Annotated in this window: 11 protein-coding genes; 9 read left to right on the forward strand and 2 right to left on the reverse strand. The window is 72.7% G+C overall.

The genetic code is table 11. The features are described from left to right. Positions 1–117 precede the first annotated feature (117 nt). From iolC to AB0G17_RS26435, 9 genes are all read left to right on the forward strand, one after another. Positions 118–1,074, forward strand: coding sequence for a 5-dehydro-2-deoxygluconokinase (iolC, locus tag AB0G17_RS26395; RefSeq protein ID WP_361387703.1), 957 nt, complete (start codon positions 118–120; stop codon positions 1,072–1,074). Then, positions 1,071–1,970, forward strand: a complete 900-nt coding sequence (locus AB0G17_RS26400) for a deoxyribose-phosphate aldolase (RefSeq protein WP_361387706.1) — start codon at positions 1,071–1,073, stop codon at positions 1,968–1,970. Before iolC ends, AB0G17_RS26400 begins: the two co-directional genes overlap by 4 nt. A gap of 9 nt (positions 1,971–1,979) precedes the next feature. Next, complete coding sequence (gene iolB, locus AB0G17_RS26405; RefSeq protein ID WP_361387709.1) at positions 1,980–2,873, forward strand: 5-deoxy-glucuronate isomerase; 894 nt, start codon at positions 1,980–1,982, stop codon at positions 2,871–2,873. Then, on the forward strand, positions 2,870–4,750 hold the full coding sequence (gene iolD, locus AB0G17_RS26410; protein WP_361387712.1) for a 3D-(3,5/4)-trihydroxycyclohexane-1,2-dione acylhydrolase (decyclizing): 1,881 nt from the start codon (positions 2,870–2,872) through the stop codon (positions 4,748–4,750). Before iolB ends, iolD begins: the two co-directional genes overlap by 4 nt. A 15-nt stretch (positions 4,751–4,765) precedes the next feature. Further along, positions 4,766–6,268, forward strand: coding sequence for a CoA-acylating methylmalonate-semialdehyde dehydrogenase (gene mmsA, locus AB0G17_RS26415; protein WP_361387715.1), 1,503 nt, complete (start codon positions 4,766–4,768; stop codon positions 6,266–6,268). 394 nt (positions 6,269–6,662) lie between these two features. After that, positions 6,663–8,060, forward strand: coding sequence for an APC family permease (locus AB0G17_RS26420; RefSeq protein WP_361387718.1), 1,398 nt, complete (start codon positions 6,663–6,665; stop codon positions 8,058–8,060). A gap of 81 nt (positions 8,061–8,141) precedes the next feature. Continuing rightward, positions 8,142–8,936 (forward strand): maleylpyruvate isomerase family mycothiol-dependent enzyme, encoded by a 795-nt coding sequence (locus AB0G17_RS26425; protein WP_361387721.1) that lies wholly within the window; start codon positions 8,142–8,144, stop codon positions 8,934–8,936. Between the two features lie 138 nt (positions 8,937–9,074). Beyond that, positions 9,075–11,696, forward strand: a complete 2,622-nt coding sequence (locus AB0G17_RS26430; protein WP_361387724.1) for an alpha/beta fold hydrolase — start codon at positions 9,075–9,077, stop codon at positions 11,694–11,696. After that, on the forward strand, positions 11,693–12,580 hold the full coding sequence (locus tag AB0G17_RS26435; protein WP_361387727.1) for an ABC transporter permease: 888 nt from the start codon (positions 11,693–11,695) through the stop codon (positions 12,578–12,580). The genes AB0G17_RS26430 and AB0G17_RS26435 overlap by 4 nt, the downstream gene beginning before the upstream one ends. A gap of 36 nt (positions 12,581–12,616) precedes the next feature. On the opposite strand, the gene AB0G17_RS26440 is transcribed toward AB0G17_RS26435, so the two are convergent. Both AB0G17_RS26440 and AB0G17_RS26445 read right to left on the reverse strand, forming a co-directional pair. Continuing rightward, a complete protein-coding gene (locus AB0G17_RS26440; protein ID WP_361387730.1) occupies positions 12,617–13,129 on the reverse strand; it encodes a hypothetical protein in 513 nt (170 codons plus the stop codon). After that, complete coding sequence (locus tag AB0G17_RS26445; protein WP_361387733.1) at positions 13,129–13,317, reverse strand: hypothetical protein; 189 nt, start codon at positions 13,315–13,317, stop codon at positions 13,129–13,131. Before AB0G17_RS26445 ends, AB0G17_RS26440 begins: the two co-directional genes overlap by 1 nt. Between the last annotated feature and the right edge of the window lie 10 nt (positions 13,318–13,327).

Raw genomic sequence — 13,327 nt, forward strand, 5'->3', positions numbered from 1 at the left:
GCCGGAACGGTGTCAAGGCTACGTCCGAATGTCAGGACAAAAGATTGACAGGGCCGGGGGAGGGCCGCTAGACCTGGGACGGCCAGGCCCTTGTGGCCGCCGATGAAGGGGGCGTGCATGGAGGCGGTTCCGTACGACGTGATCACCATGGGGCGGATCGGGGTGGACCTCTACCCGCTCCAGACCGGCGTGCCGCTCTCCGAGGTGACGTCGTTCGGCAAGTTCCTCGGCGGCTCGCCCTCCAACGTGGCGGTCGCGGCGGCCCGGCTCGGGCGCCGCACGGCCGTGATCACCGGCACGGGCGAGGACCCCTTCGGGGAGTATCTGCGCGCGGAGCTGGGCGAGTTCGGGGTCGACGCGCGCTGGGTGAAGAGCGTGCCGGGCCTGGCGACGCCGATCACCTTCTGCGAGATCTTCCCGCCGGACGACTTCCCGCTGTACTTCTACCGCGCCCCCAAGGCCCCCGACCTGGAGCTGTACGAGGCGGACCTCGACCTCGACGCGATCCGCGCGGCGCGGATCTTCTGGGTCACCGGCACGGGCCTGAGCGTCGAGCCGAGCCGGTCCACCACGCTGGCGGCGCTGGCCGCCCGCTCCCGTACCGGCACCACGGTCTTCGACCTCGACTGGCGGCCCATGTTCTGGGGGGACCCCGACCAGGCGCGGCCGTACTACCGCGAGGCCCTGCGCCACGCGACCGTCGCCGTCGGCAACCTCGACGAGTGCGAAGTGGCCACCGGGGAGCGCGAGCCGCACGCCGCCGCCCGGGCACTGCTCGCGGCCGGGGTCGAGCTCGCCGTCGTCAAACAGGGGCCCAAGGGGGTGCTCGCCGTCCACCGGGACGGGAGCACCGCCGAGGTGCCGCCCGTCCCCGTGGAGGTGGTCAACGGGCTCGGCGCCGGGGACGCGTTCGGCGGGGCGCTCTGCCACGGGCTGCTCGGCGGCTGGGACACCGAGCGGCTGATGCGGTACGCCAACGCGGCCGGCGCGATCGTCGCGTCGCGGCTCGCCTGCTCCTCCGCCATGCCGTACCCCGCCGAGGTCGAGCGCGTACTGGCGGGGGGTCAGGCGTGAGCATCCGCATCAGCCCCGGCGACCTCGCCCGGGTGCGCACCCGGAACCCCGAGGCCGTCGCCGAAGCCGCCGCCCGGCGCGGTCGGCGCCCGCTCGTGCGGGGCGCCGGGCGGCTCCTGATCATCGCGGCCGACCACCCCGCCCGGGGCGCGCTGGGCGTCGGCGACGACGCCTTCGCCATGGCCGACCGCTCGGTCCTGCTCGAACGGCTCTGCCTGGCGCTGTCCCGGCCCGGTGTCGACGGGGTGCTGGCCAGCGCGGACATCCTGGAGGACCTGCTGCTGCTGGGGGCCCTGGAGGACAAGGTCGTCATCGGGTCGATGAACCGGGGCGGGCTCGCCGGGGCCTCCTTCGAGCTCGACGACCGCTTCACCGGCCACCGCGCCCAGGACCTCGCCCGGCTCGGCTTCGACGCGGGCAAACTGCTGCTGCGGATCGACTACGAGGACCCCGGCTCGCTCAACACGCTGCACTCGGCCGCCCGAGCCGTCGACGAGATGGCGGAGCGTCAGCTTCCTGTCTTCGTGGAGCCGTTCATCTGTCACCGGCGCGACGGACGGCTGCGGAACGATCTGAGCGCGGACGCCGTCACGCGCTCGCTCGCCATCGCCTCCGGCCTGGCCGGGACCTCCGCGTACACCTGGCTGAAGGTGCCCGTCACCGAGAACCCGGACGACATGGCCCGGGTGATGGCGACCACCACCCTGCCCGCCGTGCTGCTCGGCGGGGACATCGGCAGGACGCCGGGAGAGCAGGAGGCGGCGTACGAGAAGTGGCGCGGCGCGCTGCGACTGCCCACCGTGCAGGGGCTGGTGGCCGGGCGCACCCTGCTCTATCCGGCCGACGGCGACGTGGCGGGCGCGGTCGACACGGCCGCCGGGCTGCTGAGGGGGTAGGGAGGAGGCATGGACGAGCACAAGGACGAGCACGGCGGCGGGCACGACGACAAGCTGTTCGTACGGGCCGGAACCGCCTCCCGCGAGGCGTACGCCCTCGACATCGGCCCCGAGCGGGCCGGCTGGGACTACTCGGGGCTGCGCGTGCTGGAGCTGGCGCCGGGCGCGGAACACGCCTTCGCCACCGGGGACAGCGAGTGGATCCTGCTGCCCCTCAATGGTGGCTGCACGGTACACGTAAAAGACCGGAACGAAGACCGGACCGAAGACCGCGCCCAAGGCCGGACGGAAGCCCGGACCATGGAACTGCGGGGCAGGGAGAGCGTGTTCGCCGGAGTCACCGACTTCGCGTACCTCCCGCGCGACGCCCACGCACAGATCGCCTCCGGCGCGGGAGGCCGGTTCGCACTGGCAGGAGCGAGATGCGAGCGCCGACTCCCCGCTCGTCACGGCCCCGCGCCGGAGGTGCCCGTCGAACAGCGCGGCTCGGGCGTCAGCGCCCGCGAGGTCCGCAACTTCGCCGCCGCCGACGTCTTCGACTGCGACCGGCTGATCGCCGTCGAGGTGATCACCCCGGGGGGCAACTGGTCCTCCTATCCGCCCCACAAGCACGACGAGCACGTCCCCGGGCAGGAGTCGGAGCTCGAAGAGATCTACTACTTCGAGTTCGCCGGGCCGCAGGGCTTCGGCTACCAGCGCGTCTCGCCCTCGCGGCCCGGCGGCGCCGACGTGCTCGCCGAGGTGCGCACCGGTGACGCCGTCCTCGTCCCCGACGGCTGGCACGGCCCCTCCATCGCCGCGCCCGGGCACCCCATGTACTACCTGAACGTGATGGCGGGGCCCGGTGAGGAACGTGTGTGGGCCATCCGCTTCCACCCCGACCACACGGAGGGCTACCGATGAGCGGTACGACCAGGCGCCTCACCACCGCGCAGGCGCTGCTCGCCTTCCTCTCCCGCCAGTACACGGCCCGCGACGGCGCCGAGCAGCGCCTGATCACCGCCACCTGGGGCATCTTCGGCCACGGCAACGTCGCCGGGATCGGCCAGGCGCTCCTGGAGCCGGGCAGCGACATGCCGTACCACCAGGGCCGCAACGAACAGGCCATGGTGCACGCGGCCGTCGGCTACGCCCGTCAGTCGGGCCGGCTCTCGGCGCACGCGGTGACCACCTCGATCGGCCCGGGCGCCACCAACCTCGTCACGGGCGCGGCCCTGGCCACGGTCAACCATCTGCCGGTCCTGCTGTTGCCCGGCGACGTCTTCGCCTCCCGCCCGGCCGACCCGGTCCTCCAGCAGCTCGAAGTCCCGTACGCGGGCGATGTGTCGGTCAACGACTGTCTGCGTCCGGTCTCGCGCTACTTCGACCGGATCACCCGGCCCGAGGCCCTGATCCCGGCCGCGCTCGCCGCGATGAGCGTGCTCGCGGACCCCGCCAGGACCGGCGCGGTGACGCTGGCGCTGCCACAGGACGTACAGGCGCAGGCGTACGACTGGCCCGAGGAGTTCTTCCGGCGGCGGGTGTGGCGGGTGCGCGCCCAGGAGCCGGACCGGGCCGAGCTCGACGAGGCGGCGGCCCTGCTGCGCGGCGCCCGGCGCCCGCTGGTCGTCGCGGGCGGCGGGGTGCACCACGCGCGCGCCGAGGACGCCCTGCGCCGCTTCGCCGAGCGGACCGGCATCCCGGTGGCCGCCACCCAGGCGGGCAAGGGCTCGCTGCCGTACGACCACCCGTGCGACGTGGGCGGCATCGGCCACACCGGCACCGCCACGGCCGACGCGCTGGCCCGCGAGGCCGACGTCGTCCTCGGCGTCGGCACCCGCTGGACCGACTTCACCACCGCCTCCTCGACGCTCTTCCAGAACCCCGCCGTCCGCTTCATCGGGCTCAATGTGAACGGCGCCGACGCCCACAAGCTGGGCGCCCTCCAGCTCGTCGCGGACGCGCGCGCGGGACTCGAAGCGCTCGCGCGGGCGCTGGGGGAGTACCGCGTCACACCGTCGTACGCGACCGGCTACGGCGAGGCGAAGGCCGCCTGGGAGGACCGGGTCACCGCCGCCTACATGCCTGACGACGAAGACGCCCGGCCCACCCAGGCCCAAGTCCTGGGCGCGCTCGACACGTTGGTCACCGGGGACGACATCCTGATCAACGCGGCCGGCTCGCTCCCCGGCGACCTGCACAAGCTCTGGCGGACCCGCTCCCGCGACCAGTACCACGTCGAGTACGGCTACTCCTGCATGGGATACGAGATCCCGGCGGCGATCGGGGTGGCGCTGGCCGCGCCCGGCCGCCCGGTGTGGGCGCTGGTGGGCGACGGCACGTATCTGATGAATCCCACCGAGATCGTCACGGCGGTGCAGGAGAACGTCCCGATCAAGGTGGTGATCCTGCAGAACCACGGGTACGCCTCGATCGGCGGCCTCTCCGCCTCGGTGGGCGGCGAGCGCTACGGCACCGCGTACCGCTTCAAGGCGGCCGACGGGAGCTGTACGGGGGAGCCGCTGCCGGTGGACCTGGCAGCCAACGCGGCCTCGCTGGGGATGGCCGTGCTGCGCCCCAAGACCGTTCGTGACCTGCGAGAAGCCCTCGCGACCGCGCGCGCGTCCGACCGTCCCACATGTGTCTACATCGAGACCGAAACGGCAGACACTGTGTCGGGCCCGCCCCCGGCACAGGCGTGGTGGGATGTTCCTGTGGCCGAGACCGCGACCCGCTCGTCGGCGGTCGAGGCGCGTGAGGAGTACGACCGGCAAGTCGCAGCCCGACGCCGCCATCTCTGAAGGAGAAATTCGATCATGACGAAGACCGTCAACCACTGGATCGGTGGCAAGACCGTCGAGGGCGCGTCCGGTACGTACGGCCCGGTCACCGATCCCGCCACCGGTGCCGTGACCACGCAGGTCGCCTTCGCCAATGTGGAGGAGGTGGACGCGGCGGTCGCCGCGGCCCGTGAGGCGTACGCCACCTGGGGCCAGTCTTCGCTGGCTCAACGTACGACGGTGCTCTTCAAGTTCCGCGCGCTGCTCGACGCCAACCGCGACGCCATCGCGGAGCTGATCACCGCCGAGCACGGCAAGGTGCACTCGGACGCGCTCGGCGAGGTCGCGCGCGGCCTGGAGATCGTCGACCTGGCCTGCGGCATCAGCGTGCAGCTCAAGGGCGAGCTGTCCACGCAGGTCGCCAGCCGGGTGGACGTGTCCTCGATCCGCCAGCCGCTCGGCGTCGTCGCGGGCATCACGCCGTTCAACTTCCCGGCGATGGTGCCGATGTGGATGTTCCCGCTCGCCATCGCCTGCGGCAACACCTTCGTCCTCAAGCCGTCGGAGAAGGACCCGTCGGCGTCGATGAAGATCGCGGAGCTGCTGAGCGAGGCCGGGCTGCCCGACGGCGTCTTCAACGTGGTGCACGGCGACAAGGTGGCCGTCGACCGCCTTCTGGAGCACCCGGACGTGGCCGCCGTCTCCTTCGTCGGCTCCACCCCGATCGCCCGCTACATCCACACCACGGCCTCCGCCAACGGCAAGCGCGTCCAGGCGCTCGGCGGCGCCAAGAACCACATGCTGGTGCTGCCGGACGCCGACCTGGACGCGGCCGCCGACGCCGCCGTCTCGGCCGCGTACGGCTCGGCGGGCGAGCGTTGCATGGCCATCTCGGCGGTCGTGGCGGTGGGCGCCATCGGCGACGAGCTGGTGGCGAAGATCCGCGAGCGCGCCGAGAAGATCAAGATCGGCCCCGGCGACGACCCGGCCTCCGAGATGGGCCCGCTGATCACGGCCGCCCACCGCGACAAGGTCGCCTCCTACGTGAAGGGCGCGGCGGAGCAGGGCTGCGAGGTCGTCCTGGACGGCACCGGACACACGGTGGAGGGCTACGAGGACGGGCACTGGATCGGCCTCTCGCTGCTCGACAAGGTGCCGACGTCGGCCGACGCGTACCGGGACGAGATCTTCGGCCCGGTGCTGTGCGTGCTGCGCGTGGAGTCGTACGACGACGGCCTGGCGCTCATCAACGCATCGCCGTTCGGCAACGGCACCGCGATCTTCACCCGGGACGGCGGCGCGGCCCGCCGCTTCCAGCTGGAGGTCGAGGCCGGGATGGTCGGCGTGAACGTGCCGATCCCGGTGCCGGTGGGCTACCACTCCTTCGGTGGCTGGAAGGACTCGCTCTTCGGCGACCACCACATCTACGGCAACGACGGCACGCACTTCTACACCCGCGGCAAGGTCGTCACCACCCGCTGGCCGGACCCCTCCGACGCCCCCGCCGGCGTCGACCTGGGCTTCCCGCGCAACCACTGACCCCCCTCGCGGGAGTCCGGCCCGTACCGCCGATCCGGCGGTACGGGCCTTTTTGGTGACCGGGGGTAACCGGAAGGGCCGCCCGGGTCGCCGGTGCTGTTCCGGCATTCGGAATCAGCCGAAATTTTTCCGCGGCCGCGCTGCGGTTCCCGTACCACCCGAACGCGCCCTTTTATTGCCCTCTTAACGCCGGATCAGTGTCACAAGGGTGCCGGAGCGACGAATTCCGTAGGTGAACAGCTATTGACCTGCGGATCGAGTGGAGATTGAAATGGCGGCCCGGGAGCGACCCACCACTCACCACCGGGGCCGGACGGGCCCCGGAGCACCACCCGGAGGTCGATACCGCTCCCCGCTCAGCACCCACACACCCCGCCGATCGGACGCACCCTCGATGACCGAAACGCTCAGCCCGCCCCACGTCCTCTCCCCGGCCACGGGCGAAGCCCCCAAGAAGCTCAAGCGTTCCATCGGCGTCGTGGGCGGGACCCTGCTCACGCTCTCCTGCGTGACGCCCGCGTCGACCCTCTTCGTGGTCGTGCCCGACCTCTTCTCCAGCCTCGGCACCTACACCGCGCTGACCATCGCCATCGGCTCGCTGCTCTGTATCGGCGTCGCGTTCTGCTACTCGGAGCTGGGCACCCTCATCCCCAGCGCGGGCGGCGAGTACGCGATGGTCTCGACCCTCGCCGGACGGCTCGCGGGCTGGCTGGTCTTCGTCCTCTCGCTGCTCGTGGTCATGATCGTCCCCCCGGTCATCGCCATGGGCACCGCCGACTACCTGGCCCCGCTCGTCCACATCCCGGCGCCCGTCGCGGGCGGCGGCGTGATGCTCCTCGCCACCCTCGCCGGACTGCTCGACCTGCGGGCCAACGCCTGGATCACCGGCATCTTCCTGGTGCTGGAAGTGGTCGCCGCGGCCCTCGTCGCCGTCCTCGGCTTCTCCCACAGCCACCGCGGCGCCTCCTCGCTCGTCCACGGCACGGTCGCCGGTGACGGCGGTACGCACTCCACGGTCACCGCGATGATGGTCGTCTCGGGCCTCGCCATCGCCCTCTTCATCACCCAGGGCTTCTCGACCGCCGTCTACCTCTCCGAGGAGCTGGAGCACCCGCGCCGCAACGTGGCCCGCACCGTGCTCGCCACCCTCGCCATCTCGACCGCCGTCATCCTCGTCCCCGTCATCGCCATCACCCTGGGCGCCTCCGACCTCTCGGCGCTCACCTCCGGCGACATCAGCGGCATGGTCACCGCCTGGTCCAACTCGGCCGTCGGCACCTTCGTGAGCCTGTGCGTCGCCCTCGCCATCGTCAACGCGGGCATCGTGATGGTCATCCAGAACTCCCGCGTCCTGTTCGCCTCCGCCCGCGACAAGGCCTGGCCCGAGCCGGTCAACCGCGGTCTCTCGCGGCTCGGCCGGTTCGGCTCCCCGTGGGTCGCCACCCTCCTGGTCGGCGTCCCGGGCGCGGCCCTCTGCTTCGTCAACCTCGACACCCTCTACGGCGTCACCGGCGTCTCGGTCACCGGCATGTACCTGCTGGTCGCGGTCGCCGCCCTGCTCAGCCGGCGCGGCGCGCACCGCGAGACGGCCGCCTGGCGGATGCCGCTGTGGCCCGCGGTACCGGTGGTCCTGATCGCCGTCCTCGCGTACATCCTCACCCAGCAGGAGACGCAGTACCTGCTGTGGACCGGCGGCATCACGGCCGTCGCCACCCTCTACTGGGCCTTCTACCTGCGCCCGCGCCGCGAGACGCGGTGGCTGGTGAGCATCCCGGAGGACGAGCAGGCCTGAGCCGGCCCGGGGCGGGGTCTGTCCGGATCCGGCGGTGTTTCCGCGGGACGCAACGGGCGGGCCCCGCCTAGGGTTTGGGGCATGACTGCCGCGCACACGCCCCTCGACCACGACTTCTACTGTGCCGAAATCCTGCGCCAGACCGACGAGTTGAGGGCCCACCTCACCGGTGCCGACCTCTCCGTCACCGTACCGACCTGCCCCGACTGGACGCTGAGGCAGCTCGCCGTCCACGTGGGCGGCGCGCACCGCTGGGTCGCCGAGATCGTGCGTACGAAGGCCACCGCCGTCGTCCCCCAGGAGCGCGTGCCCGGCTTCGCCGGCCCCGAGAAGGACGAACCGGAGGCGCTGGAGGCCTGGCTGGCGGAGGGCGCCGCGCTCTGCGCGGACACCCTGCGCACCGCCGGGGCCGACCAGGCGGCCTGGACCTGGGCGGGCGAGGCGACCGCCGGGTTCTGGTCGCGCCGCATGACCCACGAGACGGTGGTCCACCGCGCGGACGCGGCCCTCACCGTGGGCGCGGAGTACCGGCTCGCGCCCCAGGTGGCGGCGGACACGATCGACGAGTGGCTGGAGATCGTCACGTACGTCCAGGCCGCCAAGCTGGCCCCGGCCGCCGCCGAACTGCGCGGCCCCGGCCGCAGCATCCATCTGCACGCGACGGACGCGCCGGGCGCCGAGTGGCTGATCGAGCTCGGCGAGGACGGGGTGAGCTGGCGGCGCGGCCACGAGAAGGCCACGGTGGCGCTGCGCGGCCCGCTCACCGACGTCCTGAGCGTCTTCTACCGGCGGCTGCCCGCCGACAGCCCCCAGGTCGAGGTCCTCGGCGACGCCGAGCTCCTGGACTTCTGGCTCCAGCGGGCGTCCTTCGGCTGAGCACGCGTTCCCCGGCCCGCAGGCGGGCGTCCTACTCCCGCTGCGGTACGGGAACCGCCTCCCGTACGCCGTGAGTACACCCGGGACCTCCACCTGGCGGCAGGCTCGGTTGTCGGACCCGGCGCTTACGGTGGAGGCATGAGATTGCGCAGACCTCGTGGGAGGGCGGCGGCCGGGGTGGCCGCCGCCCTCGCGGTGCTCGCCGGTGCCGGCGTCTGGACGGCCACCGGTGCGGGCGGCACGCCCGCGGTGCACCGGGAGGACCGGGTCATGGAGATGCCCGGGGCGAAGATCGACACGTCGTACTTCACGGCGGGCGACGCGAAGGACAAGCGCCCCGCCGTTCTCCTGGGACACGGCTTCGGCGGCAGCAAGGACGACGTCCGCGCCCAGGCGCAGAGCCTCGCGCGCGAGGGCTTCGCGGTGCTGACCTGGTCCGCGCGCGGCTTCGGCGACTCCACGGGCGAGATCGGCCTCAACGACCCGGCGTACGAGGTGAAGGACGTCTCGCGGCTCGTCGACTGGCTGGCCGGGCGCCCCGAGGTGAGGCTCGACGCGGCGGGCGACCCGCGCGTGGGCGTCACCGGCGCGTCCTACGGGGGCGCGATCTCGCTCCTGGCCGCCGGGTACGACAAGCGGATCGACGCGATCGCGCCCCAGATCACCTACTGGAACCTGGCGGACGCGCTGTTCCCCGACGGCGTGTTCAAGAAGCTCTGGGCCGGGATCTTCTTCTCCAGCGGCGGCGGCTGCAAGACCTTCGAGAAGCAGCTCTGCGACATGTACGAGAGGGTCGCGGTCAGCGGCAAGCCGGACGCGCCGGCGCGCGACCTGCTCGCGGCCCGCTCCCCGTCCGCCGTGGGCGACCGCATCAAGGTGCCCGCGCTGATCGTCCAGGGCCAGAGCGACTCCCTCTTCCCGCTCGGCCAGGCCGACGCCATGGCGCGGAAGATCCGCGCCAACGGCGCCCCGGTCGCGGTCGACTGGATCACCGGCGGCCACGACGGCGGCGACCGGGAGTCGGGCCGCATCGACGCCCGGATCGCCTCCTGGTTCGACCACTATCTGAAGGACGACGAGGGCGCCTCGACCGGCCCCGCCTTCCGCGTCACCAGGACCGGCGGCATCAGCTCCACCGACGGCGCCGCCCAGCTGCGCGGCGCCACCAGCGGCAGCTACCCGGGCCTGACGAACGGCACGCGCAAGGTGAAGCTCACCGGCCGCGAGCAGACCTTCGAGAACCCGGCGGGCGCCGCCCCGCCCGCCATCTCCGCCGTGCCCGGCGTCGGCGGCGGCCTCGCGGGCCTGTCCTCGCTCGGCGTGGGCGGCCTCTCCATGGACTTCCCCGGGCAGTACGCGCGCTTCGACTCCGAGCCGCTGAAGCCCGGCGTGCGCGTCACCGGCTCGCCCACGGTCCGACTGAAGGTCACCTCCAGCGGGGACGACGCGGTGCTCTTCGGCAAGGTGTACGACGTGAGCCCCGACGGCAAGCAGCAGGTGCTCCCGGCCCAGCTGGTCGCGCCCGTCCGGGTGGACGGCGCCAAGGAGGGCAAGGAGGTCGAGGTCACCCTGCCCGCCGTCGACCACAACGTGGAGGCGGGCCACCGGCTGCGCCTGGTGGTCGCCGCGACCGACCTCGGCTACGCCTCCCCGGCGGCGCCCGCCACGTACAAGGTCTCGCTCGTGGACGGCTCGCTGGCCGTGCCGACCGCGCCCGCCGTGAAGACCGAGCCCGCCGGAGTGCCCTGGTGGGCATGGGGAATGCCGCTGGCGGGCGCGGTGATCGCGCTCGGCCTGCTGGCCACCCGCCGCGCCACGGCCCCCGCCCCCGACCCGGAGCTGGCCGAGGTCCCGCTCCAGATCACCGGCCTGACCAAGAAGTACGCCAAGTCGACCGACCGGTACGCGGTCCGCGACCTCTCCTTCCGCGTCGAGCAGGGCCAGGTCCTGGGCCTGCTCGGGCCCAACGGGGCGGGCAAGACCACCACTCTGCGCATGCTGATGGGTCTCATCCGCCCCGACAGCGGCGAGATCCGCGTCTTCGGCCACGCCATCCGGCCGGGCGCGCCGGTGCTCTCCCGGGTCGGCGCCTTCGTCGAGGGCGCGGGCTTCCTGCCGCACCTGTCGGGCCGCGCCAACCTGGAGCTGTACTGGCAGGCCACCGGCCGCCCCGCCGAGGACTCGCACATGGACGAGGCCCTGGAGATCGCGGGCCTGGGCGACGCGCTGTCGCGCGCGGTGCGGACGTACTCGCAGGGCATGCGCCAGCGCCTCGCCATTGCCCAGGCCATGCTCGGCCTGCCGGACCTGCTGATCCTGGACGAGCCGACCAACGGCCTGGACCCGCCGCAGATCCGCGAGATGCGGGACGTGATGATCCGTTACGCCCGGGGCGGCCGCACGGTCATCGTCTCCAGCCACCTCCTCTCCGAGGTGGAGCAGTCCTGCACGCATCTGGTGGTCATGGACCGGGGCCGGCTCATCCAGGCGGGCCCGGTCGCCGAGATCACCGGCGAGAGCGACACGCTCCTGGTCACCGTCGACGGCCCGGTCGCCGAGGTGCTCGCCGACAAGGTGGCCGCGCTGCCCGGCGTCGGCGCGGCGACGCGCACCGACGAGGGCATGCTGGTGCGCCTGGAGGGCGCCACGGCCACGGAGTTGATCACCGAACTGGTCCGCCTCGACGTGCCGTTGACGGGCGTGGGCCCGCACCGCCGCCTGGAGGACGCGTTCCTGACCCTGATCGGAGGATCGGCATGAGTGCGCCGACGCACACCGGGGCCGAGGCCGCGCCGGACCTGCGGGCTACCGCCCCCGGCTACCGCCCGCGCCGCACCCTGCCCCTGCGGGTGGAGGCCGCGCGCCAGCTGCGCCGCCGCCGCACGCTGGTGATGGGAGGCATCCTCGCCGCGCTCCCGTTCATCCTGGTCACGGCCTTCGCGATCGGGGGCACGCCGTCCGGGCGGGACGGCCGGATCACCCTGATCGACACGGCGACGGCGTCCGGGGCGAACTTCGCGGCGACCGCCCTGTTCGTCTCGGCGGGCTTCCTCCTGGTGGTGCCCGTCGCCCTGTTCTGCGGCGACACGGTCGCCTCGGAGGCCGGCTGGTCCTCGCTGCGCTATCTGCTGGCCGCGCCGGTGCCCCGGGCGCGGCTGCTGTGGAGCAAGCTGGCGGTGGCGCTCGGCCTGAGCGCGGCGGCGATCGTCCTGCTGCCGCTGGTGGCGCTGGCGGTGGGCACGGCGGCGTACGGCTGGGGCCCGCTGGAGATCCCGACCGGCGGCTCACTCGGCGCCGGCCAGGCGATACCGCGCCTGGCCATCGCCGTGGCCTTCGTCTTCGTCTCCCAACTGGTCACCGCTGGGCTCGCGTTCTGGCTCTCCACCAAGACGGACGCGCCGCTGGGCGCGGTCGGCGGGGCGGTGGGCCTGACGATCGTGGGCAACGTCCTGGACGCGATCACGGCCCTGGGCGACTGGCGCGACGCCCTGCCCGCACACTGGCAGTTCGCCTGGGCGGACGCGCTCCAGCCCCACCTGGAGTGGAGCGGCATGGCCCAGGGGGCGGGGGTGTCGGTGGGGTACGCCCTGGTGCTGGTGGCACTGGCGTTCCGGGGGTTCGAGAAGAAGGACATCGTGTCGTAGGGGGGGCTGTACCCCTCGGTCCTCAGCAGGCCTCTTTCAATAGGCCGCCAGATACAGCCGCACGCGCTCGCCCCCACCCCCACCGACGTGGACCTCGACCCCCTGGACACCGCTCCGCCTGGAGTCGCCGACACAGGGGGGACAGGCGCTTGTCGTCCGTACGCCGGGAAGGTCCTGGGGCGGCTTGAGACCCAGGTGCTGGAATCCATCCCCGCTCAGGGACGAGGTACTGTGCACAGCTTTCAAGGGATGGTCGGGCCGCAAGTCCGCGGTGATCGATTCGGCGGTCTTCTCGTCGGTGAGGAATGACAGCAGGTAGACGTCCTCCTGTGGCTGGACGCGTACCGCGCCCGTCACCTCCGTCGCGCCCCGAGGAATGCGGATCTTCATGAACGCCGCCGCGTCAGGGGCGCCTGCCCCCTTCTTCCAGCTGGAGGAGCGGCGGGTGACACCGTCGGTGTCGGCGGTGCAGGCACCGAGCAGCAGCCCCACGGTGACGGCGGCCGCCGAGGCCGCGGCGAGGCGCCTCGACGGGGTGAGGGCGAGCATCATCGGTTCTTTGGGTCCAAACGCTCCTCGATCGCCTTCGCCGCGGCCTGTTTCTGCGCAGGAGAGGAGACCAGATCCGGCGCGCCGCCACCGCTACCGCCTGCGGGCGCGAGCTGGTTCAGTCGTGTCCCGGCGCCATGTCGGGTGGCCGTACCAGTCTTGATCTGTTCCCATTCTTCCCAAGCCATGCGCTCCCCC

The sequence above is a fragment of the Streptomyces sp. NPDC023838 genome, from assembly GCF_040639555.1.
Classification (GTDB): domain Bacteria; phylum Actinomycetota; class Actinomycetes; order Streptomycetales; family Streptomycetaceae; genus Streptomyces.

Coding starts and splice junctions, on each gene's coding strand:
- iolD (WP_361387712.1), top strand. CDS start 2,870: ATGAGCGGTACGACCAGGCGCCTCACCACCGCGCAGGCGCTGCTCGCC.
- AB0G17_RS26440 (WP_361387730.1), bottom strand. CDS start 13,129: ATGCTCGCCCTCACCCCGTCGAGGCGCCTCGCCGCGGCCTCGGCGGCC.
- AB0G17_RS26420 (WP_361387718.1), top strand. CDS start 6,663: ATGACCGAAACGCTCAGCCCGCCCCACGTCCTCTCCCCGGCCACGGGC.
- AB0G17_RS26430 (WP_361387724.1), top strand. CDS start 9,075: ATGAGATTGCGCAGACCTCGTGGGAGGGCGGCGGCCGGGGTGGCCGCC.
- mmsA (WP_361387715.1), top strand. CDS start 4,766: ATGACGAAGACCGTCAACCACTGGATCGGTGGCAAGACCGTCGAGGGC.
- iolC (WP_361387703.1), top strand. CDS start 118: ATGGAGGCGGTTCCGTACGACGTGATCACCATGGGGCGGATCGGGGTG.
- AB0G17_RS26435 (WP_361387727.1), top strand. CDS start 11,693: ATGAGTGCGCCGACGCACACCGGGGCCGAGGCCGCGCCGGACCTGCGG.
- iolB (WP_361387709.1), top strand. CDS start 1,980: ATGGACGAGCACAAGGACGAGCACGGCGGCGGGCACGACGACAAGCTG.
- AB0G17_RS26425 (WP_361387721.1), top strand. CDS start 8,142: ATGACTGCCGCGCACACGCCCCTCGACCACGACTTCTACTGTGCCGAA.
- AB0G17_RS26445 (WP_361387733.1), bottom strand. CDS start 13,317: ATGGCTTGGGAAGAATGGGAACAGATCAAGACTGGTACGGCCACCCGA.